Source organism: Carnobacterium sp. 17-4 (assembly GCF_000195575.1).
Lineage (GTDB): Bacteria > Bacillota > Bacilli > Lactobacillales > Carnobacteriaceae > Carnobacterium_B.
In genome coordinates, this window is the sequence record NC_015391.1 from 124,987 (window position 1) to 143,961 (window position 18,975).

The following is an 18,975-nucleotide window of genomic DNA, read 5'->3' on the forward strand; positions in this document are numbered from 1 at the left end:
ATTTTACTTTCCACATCTTACTTTTCTATACCATTCCAGGTTTTAAGATTACTTTTATATTTTGATCTGCTTTTTTATCAAAAATATCATAAGCTTGTGCGGCTTGTTCCAACGGCATCGTGTGTGTAATGATGTCTGTCGGATCAAAAACGTTTTTCTCAATCATGTCATACAATTTTGGCATAAGGTGAATAACAGGTGCTTGACCAGTTTTTAAAATAACATTTCGATTGAAAAAGTCATTCATTGGGAAACTAGCAGAAGGTGTCATATAAACTCCAGTAACTTGAACCGTACCAAATTTCTTAACACTTTCTGATGCGGTAACAAGTGGGCTGATGGTTCCACTTTGAGCGCTTAGAAGAGTCTTAGCTTTTTCTTTGGCAGGCATTACACCATCCATCCCAACACAATCAATAACGACATCTGCGCCACCGTTAGTAGTGTCATAAAGGAATTTTCCAACTTCAGTAACGTCTTTAAAATTAACCGTTTCAACATTATTCGTTTTATGTGCGTGATCTAAACGATGCTTCACGTTATCAACCGCGATAACACGTTTAGCACCTTTCATTTTAGCAAATTTTTGAGCAAAAAGACCAACTGGACCAGAGCCAATAATTATAACCGTATCACCTTCTTTAATACCGCTACTTTCTACACTCCAGTAAGCAGTAGGAACAATATCGGATAAGAAAAGTACTTTTTCATCTGGTAGTTCGTTTTCTGGAACAACAAAAGAAGTGAAATCAGCAAAAGGTACGCGTAAAAACTCTGCTTGGCCTCCTGGATAGTTACCATGCATTTTACCAAAACCAAAAAGACCACCATTGTCAAAAGAAGGATTTGGATTGGAATTGTCACATTGGCTTTCCATCTCGTGTGTACAGAAATGACATTCGCCACACCCAATGTTAAATGGAATAACAACTCGATCGCCTTTTTTTACCTTTTTAACACCAGGACCGACTTCTTCAACGATGCCCATTGGTTCGTGACCCACTACATAATCTTCTTCCATTACCGGTTTTCCATTATGATACAAATGTAAATCAGATCCGCAAATAGCCGTTGCTGTAATGCGGACAATCATATCGGTAGGTTCTTGAATTGTTGGATCTGGAACATTTCGAACTTCCATTTTTTCATTTCCTTGCCAGGTTACTGCACGCATAAAATCGCTCCTTTAAAATGTATTTTTATAATTCGAATTTTAGCATTGACAGTAAGGATAGTAAAATGATACCGCTTAACACAGCAATGGAGGAATATAAAAAAGCTTTATCTACTAAGGATCTAGCAAACAAAGCTCTTACTATTTTTAAACTAATTTAATCAAGAAGTATTTTTTCTTTCCTTTACGAATAAGGATAAAACGTTCATCAAAAGAGTTCTCAGGTGTCACAATAGCCTCAACGTCTGTAATTTTTTCGCCGTTCATGGATAGAGCACCATTATTGATATCTTCACGAGCTTGGCGTCTAGAAGGTTCAATACCGACTACATCGACTAACCATTCAACAATATTCCGTTCTTCTTTTGAAGATTCGAAAGTAGGCATGTTTTTAAATCCTTCTTCGATTTGGTCAGCCGTTAAACTTTTTACATCACCGGAAAAAAGAGCTGCAGTAATCTTTTCAGCATCTTTTAAAGCTTGCTCGCCATGGACAAATAGAGTCATTTCGCTGGCTAACGTTTTTTGTGCTTCCCGTTTATGTGGCTCAGCTGCTATTTTTTCACCTAAAGCTTCAATTTCTTCTTTTGTTAAGAACGTAAAGTACTTCAAGTATTTCACGACATCACGGTCATCTTGATTTAACCAGAATTGGTAAAATTCATAAGGAGTGGTTTTTTCTGGATCTAACCAAATAGCACCACCAGCAGTTTTTCCAAATTTAGTTCCGTCCGCTTTTAACATTAATGGAATGGTCAACCCATAGGCTTCAGCCTCAGAACCTTCTTGTTTACGAATGTATTCTAAACCAGCGGTAATATTTCCCCATTGGTCTGCGCCACCAATTTGTAATTGAACATCTTCATGTCGGTATAAGTGTAAGAAATCGATTGATTGCAAAATTTGATAAGTAAATTCAGTAAATGAAATACCGGTTTCCAAACGACTAGCAACGATGTCTTTAGACAACATAGTGTTGACGTTAAAACTTTTCCCAATATTGCGTAAAAAATCGAGTAAAGAGATTTCTTTTGTCCAATCCAAATTGTTTACCATACGAATAGATTCTTCCTTTTTACCTGCATCAAATAGGTTTTCCATTTGACGAGATAATTTATCGGAATTATTTTGAACTTGTTCACTAGTTTGTAAAACACGTTCTTCTGATTTTCCACTTGGATCGCCGATTGAACCAGTAGCACCACCAATAACAATGACTGGACGGTGACCAGCTAATTGAAATCTTTTCAAGATCATAAAAGGAATCAAATGACCAATATGCATGCTATCACCAGTTGGATCAACCCCACAGTATAATCCTATCTTTTTTTGGTCAATCAATTTTTTTAAACCAGCTTCATCTGTTTGTTGGTTAATGGCATCGCGCCATTCTAGTTCATCAATAATGTTCATTTTTCCAGCTCCTTATATATGTATTTTGTGCATAAAAAAAGCCCGATAAAAAAGATATATATCTTTTTTATCGGGACGAAATTTTCCGTGTTACCACCCAAATTGCAGTCTGTTTTTAACGCAAAACACGCTGCCACTCATTTACTGTAACGTAGTAATACGCTTGAGGTTAATCAAGTTACTCCGGAGTGTACTTCACAAATTGGTTTGTACCTATTTTCATCATCCATAGGCTTTCTATTAAACAGGGACCAGATGCTACTATGCTCTTTCATCGTAAGTTGTTATGAGATTGTTATCAGTATAGATGAAGTAAAGACAATTTGTCAATCTTGTTTTTAAATTTATCTGTTTTCCTAAAATAATCAAACTAATAGTTTGATTGGATTGATGAATCAGTAAAGTGACTAAATTAATAAATAGTTATAAAAACATAGACAAAATTCCAGATGAGTGTTAATGTTTTTTAAACGGTTAAAATTATTTAACCATGTAAAGAAATGAGGGATATCATGATAGAAAGATATATAATAAAAACCTATACTCAACTGAAAACAATTTCTGATCCTTTAAGAGTAAAAATAGTTATTATGCTTATCGAAAAAGAATTGACTGTTACTGAAATCAGTAAAGAGATAGGGTTAGAAAAAGCAAAGGTTTTTTATCATCTTAAAGAACTAGAAAAACAAAAAATGATTGCTATTGTTAGAAAAGAAGAAGTAAAAGGGAATATCTATAAGTATTATAGGGCTACACATAATGGCTTTAAAATAGATAAAAATTTGTTGCCTCTGTCAAAAGAATATGCAGAAGATGTTTATAGTTCAATAATTATGCAGCAACTTGAAAATACAAAAGAAGTAGTCTCTAAGAATAGACACTTAATAACAGAAGAGACGAGTATGTCTCAAACGGTACAAATCCATTGTTCAAAAAATCAATTTGATGTATGGAAAGAAAAGTACAACCAATTAATAAGTGAACTGGATCAAATGGAAAGTGCTAATAATGACCATATTTTTTATATCAATACTACTGCAATAGAAATCGAAAACAAAGTTTTTGAATAGATTTTTAAATGATGGGAGGGTAAAAGATGAAGTTGTTAGCAGATAAAAATTTCCTGTCTCTTTTCATGGGACGTTTAACGACTAATGCGGGTGATAGTATCTATTACATAACAACCACTTGGTTAGCAGCGGAAATAACAAATGACCCTTTTTATGTGGGCTTAACGAGTGCTGTTATATTGATACCTAAAGGATTACAATTTTTATGGGGTCCTTTAGTAGATCGCTGGAATATCAAGCCTGTGCTAATAATGACCCAATTAATTCAAGCAGTATTGATTCTTCTGATTCCTATTCTTTATTATATGAACCTATTAACCATTTACAACTTATTGCCTATCGTTTTTTTAGCAGCAATAATCGCAGAACTAGGTTATCCTGTCCAACTAAAAGCTCTTCCTGCTATGCTACCTAAAAATAAACTTCTTCAAGGAAATTCTTTATTAGCAATAGCTAATCAAACAGCAGATATAGTTATGAATGCATTGTCTGGAATACTATTAGCTATTTTAGGAATAGTCACCTTGTATTTAGTAGATTCAATTATGTTTACTCTAGCAGCTCTTTTATTTTCTCTAATAAAATTAAAAAAAGCTCCTTTAGAAGCTGTCAAAGTAGAGAAGTTAAACTTAAAAAATTATGGTTTAGAAATGAAAATTGGCTTGAAAGTCGTTTTCAATTCTATGATATGGGTTTTTCTAATAGCAAATGTAGTTATTAATTTTTGCTTAGGCGTCATGTACGCTATATTGCCTATTTACGCAAATTCGCTTGGCGGAGAAGAGAAGTACGGATATATATTAACTGCTATTTCAATTGGAACCGTTTTAGGGTCCTTAATTAGCACTAAGTTAAATAAAGTTCCCATTGGACTATTCATTTCTTCATCCTTTATTGTAGCGTTTATTTTATGGGGTATTGCTCCATTTATGAGTTTTTATTTCTTTCTTTTATTATTTACGTTGTGCTGGATACCAATAGGATCCGCAAATATTATTTTAGGATCCGTAATGCAGTCTGTTCTCCCATTGACTATTATTGGAAGAACAAATTCTGTTATGTCTAGTTTTGGTGCAATTGCAATGCCTATAGGTTCCTTAATTGGAGGATTACTCGTAAGATATTTTGAGAGTAACTTAGTTCTTTCCATAGCAGCTATAGGTTTTCTAGTAGTAGGGTTGACATGGTTATTCAATAAGAAACTTCGAAATCTTCCTAATAGCGAAACCATTAGTTATAAAGATTTTAATATACCTAAAGAATTCATAGAGTTGTAATGTGTCTAATAAATTTAAAGGTAGCAATTAGATGAAAGGAGACAACTATGAATCATAACAATCTAACACTTAATGAGATAGAAATTAACGATAGAGAAAAATTTATAGACTATTTACTTATGGCGGATGAGAATGAGGGAATTGTAGAAAAGTATATTCAAACCGGTAAAATGTATTCAATTAATGATTTGCAAGAAATAATAGGCATTATTCTGTTTACTTTTCCTACTGAAGACGTAGTTGAAATCAAAAATCTAGCTTTAATAGAATCTAGTCGTGGTAAAGGTTACGGAAATGAAGTTATCCAAAGAGCAGTTTGTTTATTTCAAGAAAAAGGGTATCGTAAAATAATTGTAGGAACAGCTAATTCTAGTATTGGAAACATTTCTTTTTATCAAAAAGCGGGATTTAGAATTGTAAGTATAAGAAAAAATTTCTTTTTAAACTACCCAGAACTGATTATCGAAAATGGCATAAGGGCGCTAGATATGATTCTATTTGAGAACATACTTTAAAAAGTTTCTCTTACATACACGTGAAACATAAGACATAGCAATTAATTGAATCAAGATAAAAAGAATAATACATACAAGAATAAGATGATCAAACATAAGAAACCTCGTTTCAATTTTAAAGTTCTATGGATAAATTTTCCATTTTTTGTTTTGAATACGATCAACATATATGGAATGAAATTCGCTATCTTGTTGATAAAAGGGTGTGGGTTTTACTGTCAATCCAAACAAATCGTTTAGCCCATGGGGAGCAATGATTTCAATCTTTTTATTATAAAATCTTACCGCTATTGCAGTTGGAGTTTCTGGAAAATGAGCAACACCATCATAGGATGAAGTAAAAGGATCAAATCCACTTTTCGAATGCATACGAGCTTGATTTTTTACGGTCCAAGGCTGATTTGGAAGCAAACAACTTAATTTTTTTTCAAGTTGCTTTTCTATTTCCAACGATATGTCTGAAGTATCAAAATAAATAACGTCAATATCATTTATAGGAGTTGTAGTGTTATGTAACTTATCCCAAACTTTATTCCGTATAAGTCCAGCACATACCCAAGCATCAGTTAAATTCAGTTTTTCAACTGCTTTTAGAATGGATAAGAGGTAACTATCGTGTGTAATCATTTCTATCAATTGTTTTTTATAAGTAGCCACTTTTTTCTCCTACCTTATAGCAGATTCTTAAAAATTTCTCCTACCGATAATGAGTTAGAATTCATTATAAAGTGATTATGTATTATTTTTATATCCAAATACTTGTGATTAAGTTATAGTATTGTTAACGTTATCTTTTGTCTAGAAAAACTACTAAAAAGAGGAGAATGATATGGAAGAAGATTCAGTAAAACTAATTATTTTTATCTTGTTGTCTTATATAGTTCCAGTTATAGGAATAGGCTTTTCAATCTACCTATTGTTGAATGCTACAAAGAACCATTACGGTATGTGGGTAAAAAGATTGGCAGTACTTTCGTTATGCATTCAACTACTACCTGTTTTAGGTGCTTTAATAGGCATGATTACATGGATATCAGGTTAGTATATCAAAATACTTAACTTGATTAGTTGGAGGCATTTAAATGGCTATAAAGCTTACGATTCAAACGATATTAATTTTTTTGCTTTCTCCTACCAAGTAGCTAATTTCTTAAGGAAATAAAATAGAGGACTTGGTCAAGCAATATTTTTGTTAAGAGTTACTTTTTCTTTTTAACTATCAAAATAATAACGTCTTTTATTAATTCAGCTTTCAAGTTATTAAAAGTGTAATCAAAAGAAATCTTATAGCTTTCTTCAGAGTTGCTTATTTCACAAAGAGCTGCACCATATTTTCCATGAGATATAGAGGAATCGATCGTTAACACGGCAATGTCCTCCATAAAATAATTTTTAAGATCAGTAAGGTGTTGTTTTCCTTTTATTGATCCTTTATCTGGAATGACTATTTCAATACCATCAGTTGACATAGATGCTAATTGATCAAAATCAAATGATAGCAATTTTACTGTATAGTCTTGAACGAATGTATTTTTAGGAGAATTACCGCAAGTTGAGCTTAGATTAATTTTCATTTGAAATGACCTCCTTTAAGGTTGGTTTTCCATTTTTACACGTAGTTTTGTTAACGATTATAGTTATAGTAGTGTGCTCAAAAGGAATAATACATAATATTACTTGTTGAATCAATCAGATTGTGCTAAAAAATAAGTCTTCTGACACTAGAATAAAAGGTGTTAGAAGACTTATTTCAATTTGCTCTAATTATTTTATTTAGATCAAAAATGTTCCTTTATTGATCATTTTGAGAAGTTAAAAGACGTGGGCCATCTTTTGTAATCGCTAATGTGTGTTCAAATTGGCAACTGAGACCCCCGTCTTTTGTTCGAGCAGTCCAACCATTATCGTCCATTTTTGATTTCCATGATCCTGTGTTTACCATGGGCTCCACAGTAATAACCATGCCTTCTTTTAAGCGTAGGCCTTTGCCTGACTGTCCGTAAGAAGGAACGTCTGGAGCTTCATGTAAGGTTGGACCAACGCCATGTCCTAAGAATTCTCGGACAATTGATAAGTTTTCACTTTCAACGTAAGTTTGAATAGCATGACCGATATCTCCTATACGGTTTCCGACTTGTGCCTGTTCAATACCTTTATACATAGCTTTTAGAGTAATTTCCATTAAACGATCTTTCTCAGGAGTGGATTCTCCAACTATATAACTCCAGCAAGAATCTGATAAAGCACCCTTCAAATTAATAACCGTATCAACTTTGATCAAATCTCCATTTTTAAGAACTTCTTTTCTTGGGAAACCATGACAAATTTCATCGTTTATGCTGATACATGTTGCATATTTGTATCCTTCAAAGCCAATTTGTTCCGGTATGGCACCATTATCCAAGATAAATTTATGAGCGAATTCTTCAATATCCCAACTCGTTATACCAGGTTTAATAAAATCGCGTAAAGCAATATGCATATTCGCTAAGATTGATCCAGATTCATCCATTGCATCGATTTCGCGTTGTGACTTTAATGTAATCAATTAATTTCCTCTTTTCTTTATATCTAAATCTATACTTAATAGTATAAGTGTTTTCACTGAAAGATAAAAGAATTTATAGGTTTTAATAATATTCTTAATAATTAGTAAGACACCTGTTTTTATCTGACAATATTTAATGGAGTATATAAACAATGTAAATGGAATTAAATGAGTTGTATTTTTTAATAATGAATTTAAAAGATGTTCTCATTGATTAATAGTGAGATAACAGTTTATAATTAGTAAGTATTTCAGAAGCTGATTTTGTATCTGTAAAAAAATAATAGAGAATAAAAAGTTGAAAAGAGTTAGTAAAACCAACAGCAGGTACCAGTAAAAGCTGCTGCTGTTGGTTTTTTTAGTGTTACCTCGTGCTATCGTTTGATGGAAAAAGAAAAAGGGAGTGAATAGATTGGATTATAAAAAAACTGCTCAACAAATTTTAAATTATGTCGGTGGAAAGGAAAATGTTTCGGAGTTAACGCACTGCTTTACCCGATTGCGTTTTACATTGAAGAATTCTAAGTTGCCTCAAAAAGATAAGCTACTCAAAATAGAAGGCGTCATTTCGGTTGTAGAAAGCAACGGTCAGTACCAAGTTATATTAGGTAACAAGGTAGAGAAAGTCTATGATCAATTAGAACCCTTGTTAAGTGAGATGCAAAAGTCACAAGAAGATGAGGATCATATTTCTCTAGGCAGTAGAATATTAAATACTATTACAGCTATTTTTACACCAACGATTCCAGCAATTGCTGCATCGGGTATGTTAAAAGGTATTTTAGCAATTGCTTCAATTGTGGCAACTTCGTTTTATCAAACAGATATTAAAGAATATGATACTTATGTTATATTAAATGCTGCTTCAGATGCACTTTTTTATTTCATGCCGATTATTTTAGGTTATGCGGCAGCTAAAGTATTTAAAGCCAATGAATATATAGCTATGATTATCGGAGCCACACTTTGTTACCCTACAATTGTTGCTTTAATGACAGGGGAGACAGCAGTGTCCTTGTTTGGCATAGGTATTACGAAAGCTAACTATGTCTCATCCGTTATCCCTATTATTATTGCTGTTTTCATACTATCTTATGTACAACGTTTCTTAGAAAGAGTCATTCCAGAAGTTTTGAAGATCATTATGGTTCCCACATTATCATTACTGGTTATGGTTCCCACGACGTTGCTGTTATTTGGTCCAATTGGAATCTATATCGGACAATTTATTAATTGGATTTATTACTACATTATGAACTTCAGCCCTATTTTATTAGGAGCCTTCATTGGCGGTATTTGGTGTATACTGGTCATCTTTGGAGCTCATCGTGCAATTATCCCAATCGGAATAAACGATGTGGCACAAACGGGAAAACAAAATCTACTAGCTTTTGCCGGTGCAGCTAACTTCTCTCAAGCTGGTGCAGCTCTAGGCGTTTTCTTGAAAACTAAAAATAAAAGCTTAAAAACAGTTGCAGCATCTGCTACTGTGACAGCTCTATTCGGTATTACTGAACCTGCTATTTATGGAGTGAATTTGCGTTTGAAAAAACCAATGATTTATGCTGTTATCAGTGGTGCTGCAGGAGGTGCCTTGATGGGGTGGGGTGGTTCTTACGGAATAGCTTTTGCTAATCAAGGTGTATTAACGATTCCAGTTTATGCTGAAGCGGGTACGAAAGCTTTTCTAAGCTATCTTGTTGGTTGTAGCATAGCCTTTTTTGGTGCCTGTGCACTGACAATGATTTTAGGATTTAAAGATTTGCCAAGTGAAGATCAAGAACTTGTACAACCAGATTCAGATGAATTATTAGTCTCAGATGATGACATGAAGATTTTATCTCCTATAAAAGGACAAGTCATTCCGTTGTCAGAAGTAGAGGACGAAGTTTTTTCTTCGGGAGCATTAGGTAAAGGGATTGCGATTTATCCAGAAATAGGAGAAGTTCGTGCACCAATGGATTGTACAGTGTCGGCTTTATACCCAACGCTACATGCTATTGGGTTAGCATTAGATAATGGTATTGAAATGTTGATTCACATCGGAATCAATACGGTAGAATTAAAAGGAACGCATTTTGAAAGTTTTGTATCTGTTGGTGACCATATTGAGAAAGGAACCAAGATTGTTTCCTTTGATATTGATGCTATTGTAGCTGCAGGATATGATTTAACAACCTCTTTGGTTATTACGAATTCACCACAGTATCAAACAATAGATTCAAGCAAGCAACCTCAAGTCACGAATGAAGATAATTTATTATTTATTAAGCTATAGGAGGAGTGTATATCAATGAAAAAATTTAACGATAATTTTTTATGGGGAGCTTCCTCATCAGCATTTCAAATTGAAGGTGCATGGGATAAAAATGGTAAAGGCATGTCTGTTGCTGATTACAATTCTTTCCAAAGGTCAGCAATTCAAGCAGACACAAAAGTAGCCAGTGACTTTTATCATCATTTTGAAGAAGATATCAAGTTAATGAAAGAATTGGGCTTGAATGTTTACCGTTTCTCCATATCATGGTCACGCATCATACCTGATGGAGATGGAGAAGTGAACCAAGCGGGACTTGATTTTTATAACCGTGTGATCGACTGTTTAGTGGAGCATGATATTAAACCGTTTATTACCTTGTATCATTTTGATTTACCCTTTGCCTTGGTCGAAAAGTATAATGGATGGGAAAATAGAGACTGTGTCACTGCTTTCCAACGGTACGCGCAAGTTTGTTACCAAGCGTTTGGGGACCGCGTTAAAGACTGGCAAGTAAATAATGAGCAAAACTTAATGATCCGAGTAAATGAGCGAATGAATATGTATCATGTAGAACCAGAAAATGCAGAAAAAGTACGCGCACAAATGGATTACCATATGTTTGTTGCTCACGCTCTAGCAACTACTGACTGCCATAAAATGGTGGACGGTGGTAAAATCGGTCCTTCTGTATCTTCAACTATGACCTACCCAAGTTCAACTAAACCAGAAGATGTTTGGGCAGCAAGAATGAATGATAATTTTAAGACCAACTATGCTTTAGAAATGTACTGTTTTGGAGCCTATCCTGGTTATTATGAAAAATACTTGCGAGATCTTGAAATTTACCCTGAGATATTACCTGAAGATCCAGAAATCTTAAAAGGTGCTAAGCCAGATTTTATTGCCGTGAATTATTACCGCACATTGGTGGCAAGTTATCTACCAGCTGATGAAATGCATCCAGTTGGAACAAAAGAAAAAGATATTGATTTTGACTTATATGGATACTTCAAAATTGAACCCAACCAGCACTTGAAAGCCTCACAATATGGAGCACAGATTGATCCGATGGGGCTACGTTTGGTTCTAAATGATTATTACCGTCAATACCGGTTACCATTGATTATTACCGAAAATGGTTTGGGAACACCAGACGTCTTAACAGAAGATCAAAAAGTTCATGATGACTATCGGATTGATTATATTCGTGATCATATTGCTGCTTGTCATGATGCCATTAGCGACGGTGTTGAATTATTCGGGTACTGTCCTTGGTCAGCAATCGATTTGCTAAGTTCTCATCAAGGATTCAAAAAACGGTATGGCTTTATTTACGTTAATCGTGAAGATCATGACCTGAAAGATTTGAGACGAATCAAAAAAGACAGTTTCTATTGGTATCAAGAGGTCATTCGAAATAATGGTTTGGCAGAAGAAAAGTAAATAAAAATGATTGCTTGCTTTATTTATGTTGGACTTTATTTATAAAAAATGTTTTAACGTTCAATAGTTCGACAGATAATGACTACAATAATTACAATAAATAAGCTCCAATTTATAGAATAGTTATCTATAAATCGGAGCTATTTTCTTGAAATTAACAATGTCCCAAATCCTTACTGAGCTAGAAAATCATAAAACATTGGCATTGTGAAATTACCAAATGATGAATATGTTAATTGATTAAATCAATTATATGTCTAGTCGTCAAATTTTTCTATTTCTTTTTCAAATTTTTTCATTTCTTTATCATCATATTTCTCATATTTATTTACATCATGCAATATTTTTTTAATATCATGAATAGCCTTTTTTTCGTAATACCATTTTTTTAATCTATGTTGTTTAGTAGGGTCTTCACTTAAATCTTCTACGGTTGCTATATTTTCGTCTAATTCCTCAATTACAGTTACCAACTTATTCAACACGTGATCTTTCTTTTCCTCGTAATCAGCCATGTTTTTTCACCTCCTTTGATTTCATATTATGAGTTTACATCTTAATCCATTTTTTTTAAAGTATTATGCCTTTTGGGGAGTGTACTTAAATTAAATACAATATAGTATTCAATATTTTTTTGTTGATATGACTGCACTCTTAGACAATTAATTGTATTAAAAAAACAGAAAATCCACTTATGATAAATTTGCTCATTTTTTGTATTAATACTTTCTAAAAGAACGGGTGGTTGAATGTTAATAAATTGATAAAAAACGCACCCTATTAATTAACATTACTTGAAAGTTAGGTTGATTTTATTGTAATCTAATTTTAATGAAGCATGTAGTATCTATACTTGATTAAATGTCTCCTAAAGCAATTGAAGTCGATTTTCTTATGTGAAAGAAGAAAGAATTTAAGAAAACTATCATTAGAGAGTATAATGTCGAGATGACGCAATAAAATTCCTGATTCAGACGCAAGTAAATAGAAAGGAGATATTTATTATGCAAAAAAGGATTTCAAAAAAAGAAGTAAATGATAAGTTTGTTTCTGATAAATTTTTTAGTCGGGGTAATTTAATTCTTAAATTACGTCAAAGTATTTTAACATTACTAGGTTGGGGAGGGGTTATTTTTCCTTTTATATGGCTTCAATACCCTTTTATTTACCCTGAAAAAGCAAAAAAAATGAATTTTTTTGTTTATTCAGAAGAAATAGTAATCTTTAATTTTTTTGTTCTATTTTTATCCATTGTTTTTCTCTTTATAATTGTTTTATTTATACTTCTAACTATTTGGAACAATTACAGATATAAAAATATATTGAAAAAAAGAAAAGTTTTTGATGAGGACAACATTGAAAAAAATAAAGAGGCACTAGAATTATTTTATGATGAACGTTTTGGAAAAAAAAGTTTTAGAGAAAACATTCGGTTCTACTCAGTCCCAAGTGAAAAAAACATAGAAAAAAATGAAATTATTGATTTGTATATTAAAGGAGGAGAATAATATGTTTCCTTTAATTGATACAGGGATACCATGGTTAGATTTTTTATTAACACTTCTAGTGTTAGTATTGATGACATATCCGGTCATTGGGGGTTTTTCTTGGTTCATCGGTGTACTATGCTACCAGCATGGATTTAAACATAAACAAAATGAATGGATAGATATTCCAACTGAAATAGAACCTATGGTTACGATTATGATTCCTGCTCACAATGAAGAAATTAGTATTAGTGATACCGTTAACTATTTAATGACCAAAATGAATTACTCTAATTATGAAGTATTAGTAATCGATGATGGATCCACTGATAGTACACCAAAAATATTAAACCAATTAATGGAACAGTATGAAAAGTTAAGGGTAATTCGAATTGAAGAAAATAAAGGCAAAGCTCATGCTTTCAATGTAGGAATTGCTTTTACAAAAGGTAAGCTTATCTTAAGTAATGATGCTGACACGGCGCCCGAGCCGGATGCTTTATGGAAATATGTCAATTACTTTATACAACCAGACTCTTTTAATATAGCTGCAGTTTCAGCTAATATGGATGTTAAGAATCGTACAACTATATTAGCTAAGTCTCAAACAGTTGAATTTTCAAGTATTGTTGGAATTATTAAAAGAACGCAAGCCGGTGTTTTAGGAAGTTTATACGCTTATAGTGGTGCAAACAAAATGTATCGAAAAGATGCTTTGATTGATGCTAATTTATTTCGTCAAGATCGGGCGACAGAAGATATTAGTATTGCTTGGGACCATCAATCTAAAGGATGGGTTTCTGTATTTGCTCCAGATATTATATTCTATATGGAAGTTCCTGAAAATTTGAAAATGCTTTATCGCCAACGTAGACGTTGGGCTAAAGGTGGTACAGAAGTTTGGTTAACAAACTTTAAAAAAGTTTTATTGCATCCTTTTCAGCACATTGGGCGGACAGTCATGTTTATTGATCAAACACTAAGTATTATTTGGGCCTTTGTGTTTTGGATCTTCTTATTCATATTTATTATCATGCTAATAAATTTTCTGATCGAGGGAAACACTGAACGAGTCTATCACATGCTTACAATGAATTTTATTTTTGTCAGCTTTGAGATGATTGCTGGTTTGATGCAATTAGGCACTAGCATGTTGATCGATGATAATGGTAATAAACTAAAATATTTTATCTTTTCTCCTTTTTACATGTTACTATTTTGGATGATGAATGCAGCTGCTATCGTAATTACATTTATTCCGGCTGTAAAAACAATATTAGGATATGGAAAAGGCACTTGGACTAGTCCAGAGCGACGAGGTAATGAATAAATTCATAAGATTATATTGATTATAGAAGGCAATTTAAGGTGAATTAATCTACTAGAATAATTTGGTACATCCATATTATAGTCAAATAAAAAGTACTTATTTAAGATAGTTTACTTTACAAATATTGTTTTTCTTGTTAATGTTGACAAGTCAATCGTTGACTTGTCAATTATTGGAGGAAGGAGAGTAGCTATGAATTTAAGGGAAATAAGTAAGTTGTTTTATCAAATCAAAGTATCTAATCAAGAGACTACTTCACTTTTTGAAAAAGAAACCGGCTTTAGCCTAACCAGGTATGAGTTAATGATGTTTCTCAAAGAAAAAGGGAAATGTTCTCAAATTCAGATTCATGTAGAATTAAAAATAGATAGTGCTGCTATTACTAGGCATTTAAAAATATTGGAAGAAAAAGATTATGTTATTAGGGAACGTAACCAAGAAAATAATAGAGAAATTTTTGTTCAGCTAACTGAGAAAGCAAAACAGGATTTAGAAAATTGTGAAAAGGAACATAATTCTCTGCACAATAATTTGGCTATTACACTTAATGATGAAGAGGCTAACCAATTATTACACTTATTGAATAAGTTAACTAGATAGAAAGAGGTATAAATTATGACCACTAAATTAATGAATAATGATTTTTCAGATATAACCTTTGGAAGAAGATCAATTCGCATATATGATGAAACTGTTAAAATTCCACATGAAGAAATGTTAGAAATGATTCAAGAAGCAACAACAGCACCTTCTGCAGTCAATATGCAACCTTGGCGTTTTGTAATTGTCGAAAGCAGAGAAGAAAAGGAAAAGTTGAAACCCCTAATTCGTTTTAATACTCGTCAAAATGATACATCGTCAGCAATGATATTGATATTTGGCGATAAGGAATGTTATAAATATGGAGAAGAAATTTATAATCAAGCAGTTGAAGAAGGGAAAATGCCTCCTGAAGTAAGAGATCAACAATTAGAGGCAATTATTCCTTACTACAAGAATCTTTCCAATTCAGAAATGAATGATGTTGTGAAAATTGACTCTAGTTTAGCCGCTATGCAATTGATGCTTGTGGCGCGCAGTCACGGATATGATACAAATCCAATTGGTGGATTTGAAGCTGACCAACTAGCAGAAGCATTTGGATTAGATAAAGATCGTTATATTCCGGTAATGATCTTATCTATTGGGAAAGCAATGGAGACAGGGTATGAATCTGTTTGCTTAGATGCAGAAAAACTGACTACTTTTAAGTAAAGGGAGGTTATTAAATAATGTTGATGACCCCACTATTTTAGTAGCCTGATACGGTATCTTTAGTTTTCTAAATAAAAACACAATCACTTTAGATTGTGTTTTTTTGTATAATTAAGATATGTAACACTCACAACTTAATGGTACTAGACCAGAGTAAATGATTAGAACTAGCATTATTTTTCTAGTAGTGAATAGATAAAAAAGGCTGAAATTAATACTACTATTAATAAAAGAGTACTTTTCCAACTTATTGTATCATTTTTGTCAGAAGGGATTCCAAGTGTAAGTCTTCTTGTTCCTTCAACTAAATTAATGATAGAATTATCTTTCTTTTTTCTTCTATTCATATGCCGTCCCCCTCTAAAAAAAATTTTTATTAAATATAGTAAAAAATTAGTTGTTTTGATAAATGTAAACTATTGGTTGCTAGATGTAAACCATAGGGTGCGTTACTTTCCAATTAAAATAAGAGATAATAAAAGTTATACATTAAGGAGGAAGAGTAATGAAAAAGTATGATGAATATCAAAAGTTTATGAGATACAAATATGGTTATTACTCCTTTAATAGTTTAATTGCCTTAATTGTATTTAATTATCTTATTGGGTTATTTTTTAATTTTCATTGGGCTACAACTAAAGAGCTAGAAATAATAATTATAATAATTATGATAGCATTATTTTTTATAAATGCATGTGTTTATAAAAATGCTTATTTTTATAAACATGATGACAAAAAGAGTTATTCTTGGTTATTTTTTATTATAGGAGTAATTAGCTTATATACAAACTTTCAGACTTTTTTGATATCTCCTGAAAAAATAATTTTAAATGGAAAAGTAGGTAGTGGAGTTATTCCACTATTTTCAGGGCTTATATTTTTATCTATTTCAGTCACTTATTTCATAAGGAATAGAATAGATAAAAACAGGAAACAAAAAGCTATTAATAAAATTCAAGCTAAGAACTAAAATTTCTGGAGAATTATTAATAGAGAGGGAGGTTTCCAGTGGAATTTATACAAAGATCAATAGAATTTAAGTGGCCTATATTGTTATTTGAAATTATTTTTTTAATTGGAGGAATACTTCTTATAACTAGTGGAATTAAAATACGAAAACAAAGCAGAATAACAGCTTTAGTTAGCGTCATTATAGGAATCGCACTTACAATAACGTTCTTGTATGTTTTACTTATAACATTCGTATTCGGATATAATTCCTGACAGTTAAAATGTAAATGGCTTATTTGTTTTATAGAGGTGCTAAGATGAAAAAATATCAAAAAATTATGATAGTCTTATTAATAATAGTTGGTATACTTATGTTTACGCCTGTAATTTTATACTTAGTTTATAGTTAAGTTGATAAAAGTTAATAAGAAAGGACTAAAAGAATAGTGAAATTTAATTTAAATAAAATTATAGTTTCATGCTTAATCCTATCTATATTAACTATAATTATTGGTTATTTTTTATGGGCAATACTTATTCCTATTCAAGATTTTAATCTTATAGATAGCAAAGAACTATTAAGAACGCAAAAAGAGCTAGCATTGAATTATACATTAGGTAAAAATTTACTACATATTGGTTTCGTTGGTTTTATTTCGTCATTAATTTTTCTAGTATTAAACCAAATTAAGACAATAAAAAATAAATTTATTAAACATTAGCTGTACTTAAAAAGAGGCTACAACTTTTGTTTTCTAAATTTCTTTTTAATTACAGTGACTAGTAGATTGCCATTTATGGCTATTTTATAAAGACAGTTGACTGGAAATCTTCAATAATCTCTGCAACTAAAATTTCTCCACCAATCAGTACTTCAGTAAGATGATTTTCAGTAGGAGAACTCCAATATTCTTTTGCTTGATCGATTTTTTCTAAAAAAGAAGAGTTTTCTAAGGATGGAAGTAAAGCAGCATTTCCTTTGAAAATTGGTCCGGTAGTTTCGAGTTTGACAATTTGAATAATATTTCTGTTATAGGATTCAAACAATTCTTTCCATTCAAGTATGCCCTCTAGACTATCAGACCCATATAAGCATTCGAATCTTGAGGGAAGCATGGGAAAGTATTCTAATCTAGTCATTTCTGTAATTACTTCTCTAATCGCTCTAGCAGTATGAGATAAAGAATCTTTTAAAAATGATAGTTCTTCATTCTCAATTGTTGAATCTAAATGATGTATTATCTGGTCCAAAGACTCATTTGATTTACTTTTAAAATTATTGTCTAAGAAGAAGTAATATAATCTATTTTTATGTGTTTTATCAAAACTAATTTTTTGACTAACATACATTGGTTTTCTTGTGACTAGATGGTAGTATTGCAAATTCTGATGCCTCCTTATTTTTAAAACTAATTAAAATCAAAACTTCTACTTATGATAGTTTCTAAATCATGATTTTAAATAATTATTCTTTCATGAAACGTACAAGATCTTTTGCAGCCGGAATTTCATTGGTTCTCGTTTCCCAGATTGAACCATTATATTTTTCATATTGTTCAAATATGAAGGGAATACCCTTCGCAATTTCAATATTAGCAGAATCCATTAAATGAAAGTGCAGGTGAGGTTCTGTGGAATTTCCTGAATGTCCGATTTTTCCTATTAACTGTCCTTTTTGAATGTTTTCTCCAACCTTGACTGTTATAGAATCTTTTTGAAGATGGCAGAACACTGCATAGATGGTTTCTTCTTTTTTTAAAATGACATAATTTCCTCCAACTGATTCAAAACCATCTCGCTCAGGATTGAAGAAGAGGGAATTGCGAATGGCTAAAGTCTGGTCATGAAACCAAGAAGCTTTTTCTCTTTCTAAAATATTATGCTCAACAGCTACAACTTCTCCTGAAAAAGTTGCATAGATAGGTTTTCCAAAGCAATAATAGCTTTCTAAAGGAATTCCTTTAAAAAAATAGTCTGCATTTTTTTTGTCATGTGTAGGGTGAGTGGGCTTTTCTGAGTCTACTTGTAGAAAATCAAAAGCATAGCGCAAACCAAAACGATTCGTTCCATGACTAGGAACGTGGTCTACTGGACTCACTTCAGTAAACCACTCTCCACGTAAAGGAAATTCAATAATAGGTTTTTCTGTGTCCATTATTTCTCCTTCTTTCTAAACTAATGTTTTTAAATTAATATCTTGATAAGAACACATGAAATTATGTGTTTTTAATTCTTTATAAACCTATTACTAGA

Annotated in this window: 20 protein-coding genes and 1 other annotated feature; of the genes, 11 read left to right on the top strand and 9 right to left on the bottom strand. The window is 32.0% G+C overall.

The window, feature by feature from the left end; all coding sequences use genetic code 11:
• Window positions 1-25: 25 nt before the first annotated feature.
• Together CAR_RS00630 and tyrS are read right to left on the bottom strand one after the other, a co-directional pair.
• Window positions 26-1,174, bottom strand: coding sequence for a zinc-dependent alcohol dehydrogenase (locus CAR_RS00630; RefSeq protein ID WP_013709814.1), 1,149 nt, complete (start codon window positions 1,172-1,174; stop codon window positions 26-28).
• A 147-nt stretch (window positions 1,175-1,321) separates the two neighbouring features.
• Window positions 1,322-2,587, bottom strand: coding sequence for a tyrosine--tRNA ligase (tyrS, locus tag CAR_RS00635; RefSeq protein WP_013709815.1), 1,266 nt, complete (start codon window positions 2,585-2,587; stop codon window positions 1,322-1,324).
• Between the two features lie 68 nt (window positions 2,588-2,655).
• Window positions 2,656-2,871 (bottom strand) — a binding site (T-box leader).
• A 228-nt stretch (window positions 2,872-3,099) separates the two neighbouring features.
• Here tyrS and CAR_RS00640 point away from each other — a divergent pair.
• From CAR_RS00640 to CAR_RS00650, 3 genes are read left to right on the top strand one after another with little or no spacing between them, the layout of a single operon-like run.
• Window positions 3,100-3,657 carry an ArsR family transcriptional regulator gene (locus tag CAR_RS00640; RefSeq protein WP_041556041.1) on the top strand — a complete coding sequence of 186 codons (558 nt, stop codon included), beginning with the start codon at window positions 3,100-3,102 and terminating at the stop codon, window positions 3,655-3,657.
• A gap of 26 nt (window positions 3,658-3,683) precedes the next feature.
• Complete coding sequence (locus CAR_RS00645; RefSeq protein ID WP_013709817.1) at window positions 3,684-4,934, top strand: MFS transporter; 1,251 nt, start codon at window positions 3,684-3,686, stop codon at window positions 4,932-4,934.
• Window positions 4,935-4,981: 47 nt separating this feature from the next.
• Complete coding sequence (locus CAR_RS00650) at window positions 4,982-5,449, top strand: GNAT family N-acetyltransferase (protein WP_041556042.1); 468 nt, start codon at window positions 4,982-4,984, stop codon at window positions 5,447-5,449.
• A 123-nt stretch (window positions 5,450-5,572) separates the two neighbouring features.
• On the opposite strand, the gene CAR_RS00655 is transcribed toward CAR_RS00650, so the two are convergent.
• A complete protein-coding gene (locus CAR_RS00655; RefSeq protein WP_013709819.1) occupies window positions 5,573-6,106 on the bottom strand; it encodes a nucleotidyltransferase family protein in 534 nt (177 codons plus the stop codon).
• Window positions 6,107-6,278: 172 nt separating this feature from the next.
• Between CAR_RS00655 and CAR_RS00660 the strand changes: the two genes are divergently transcribed.
• Complete coding sequence (locus CAR_RS00660) at window positions 6,279-6,491, top strand: hypothetical protein (protein WP_013709820.1); 213 nt, start codon at window positions 6,279-6,281, stop codon at window positions 6,489-6,491.
• A 157-nt stretch (window positions 6,492-6,648) separates the two neighbouring features.
• On the opposite strand, the gene CAR_RS00665 is transcribed toward CAR_RS00660, so the two are convergent.
• Window positions 6,649-7,023, bottom strand: a complete 375-nt coding sequence (locus CAR_RS00665; RefSeq protein WP_013709821.1) for a hypothetical protein — start codon at window positions 7,021-7,023, stop codon at window positions 6,649-6,651.
• 218 nt (window positions 7,024-7,241) lie between these two features.
• Window positions 7,242-7,997 carry a type I methionyl aminopeptidase gene (gene map, locus CAR_RS00670; protein ID WP_013709822.1) on the bottom strand — a complete coding sequence of 252 codons (756 nt, stop codon included), beginning with the start codon at window positions 7,995-7,997 and terminating at the stop codon, window positions 7,242-7,244.
• 412 nt (window positions 7,998-8,409) lie between these two features.
• Between map and CAR_RS00675 the strand changes: the two genes are divergently transcribed.
• Window positions 8,410-10,275 (top strand): beta-glucoside-specific PTS transporter subunit IIABC, encoded by a 1,866-nt coding sequence (locus tag CAR_RS00675; RefSeq protein WP_041556043.1) that lies wholly within the window; start codon window positions 8,410-8,412, stop codon window positions 10,273-10,275.
• 15 nt (window positions 10,276-10,290) lie between these two features.
• Window positions 10,291-11,700, top strand: a complete 1,410-nt coding sequence (locus CAR_RS00680; protein WP_013709824.1) for a glycoside hydrolase family 1 protein — start codon at window positions 10,291-10,293, stop codon at window positions 11,698-11,700.
• 257 nt (window positions 11,701-11,957) lie between these two features.
• On the opposite strand, the gene CAR_RS00685 is transcribed toward CAR_RS00680, so the two are convergent.
• Window positions 11,958-12,215 (bottom strand): hypothetical protein, encoded by a 258-nt coding sequence (locus CAR_RS00685; protein WP_013709825.1) that lies wholly within the window; start codon window positions 12,213-12,215, stop codon window positions 11,958-11,960.
• Window positions 12,216-12,704: 489 nt separating this feature from the next.
• Here CAR_RS00685 and CAR_RS00690 point away from each other — a divergent pair, with 489 nt between their 5' ends.
• The 4 genes from CAR_RS00690 (at window position 12,705) to CAR_RS00705 (ending at window position 15,771) form a co-directional block, all read left to right on the top strand.
• Window positions 12,705-13,208 carry a hypothetical protein gene (locus CAR_RS00690; RefSeq protein ID WP_013709826.1) on the top strand — a complete coding sequence of 168 codons (504 nt, stop codon included), beginning with the start codon at window positions 12,705-12,707 and terminating at the stop codon, window positions 13,206-13,208.
• A 1-nt stretch (window position 13,209) separates the two neighbouring features.
• The gene (locus CAR_RS00695) at window positions 13,210-14,517 is read left to right on the top strand and encodes a glycosyltransferase (RefSeq protein ID WP_013709827.1); all 1,308 of its coding nucleotides are present in this window, start codon (window positions 13,210-13,212) and stop codon (window positions 14,515-14,517) included.
• Window positions 14,518-14,709: 192 nt separating this feature from the next.
• Window positions 14,710-15,117: a MarR family winged helix-turn-helix transcriptional regulator gene (locus tag CAR_RS00700; protein ID WP_041556044.1), complete on the top strand. Its 408-nt coding sequence runs from the start codon at window positions 14,710-14,712 to the stop codon at window positions 15,115-15,117.
• A 15-nt stretch (window positions 15,118-15,132) separates the two neighbouring features.
• Window positions 15,133-15,771, top strand: a complete 639-nt coding sequence (locus CAR_RS00705) for a nitroreductase family protein (RefSeq protein WP_013709829.1) — start codon at window positions 15,133-15,135, stop codon at window positions 15,769-15,771.
• Between the two features lie 173 nt (window positions 15,772-15,944).
• Here CAR_RS00705 and CAR_RS13120 read toward each other — a convergent pair whose 3' ends face one another.
• On the bottom strand, window positions 15,945-16,118 hold the full coding sequence (locus CAR_RS13120) for a DUF6366 family protein (protein ID WP_013709830.1): 174 nt from the start codon (window positions 16,116-16,118) through the stop codon (window positions 15,945-15,947).
• Between the two features lie 158 nt (window positions 16,119-16,276).
• Between CAR_RS13120 and CAR_RS00710 the strand changes: the two genes are divergently transcribed.
• Window positions 16,277-16,741 (top strand): hypothetical protein, encoded by a 465-nt coding sequence (locus CAR_RS00710; RefSeq protein WP_013709831.1) that lies wholly within the window; start codon window positions 16,277-16,279, stop codon window positions 16,739-16,741.
• A gap of 782 nt (window positions 16,742-17,523) precedes the next feature.
• On the opposite strand, the gene CAR_RS00725 is transcribed toward CAR_RS00710, so the two are convergent.
• Window positions 17,524-18,105, bottom strand: coding sequence for a DUF2441 domain-containing protein (locus tag CAR_RS00725; RefSeq protein WP_041556046.1), 582 nt, complete (start codon window positions 18,103-18,105; stop codon window positions 17,524-17,526).
• Window positions 18,106-18,187: 82 nt separating this feature from the next.
• Window positions 18,188-18,877, bottom strand: coding sequence for a M23 family metallopeptidase (locus CAR_RS00730; protein ID WP_013709833.1), 690 nt, complete (start codon window positions 18,875-18,877; stop codon window positions 18,188-18,190).
• Window positions 18,878-18,975 lie beyond the last annotated feature (98 nt).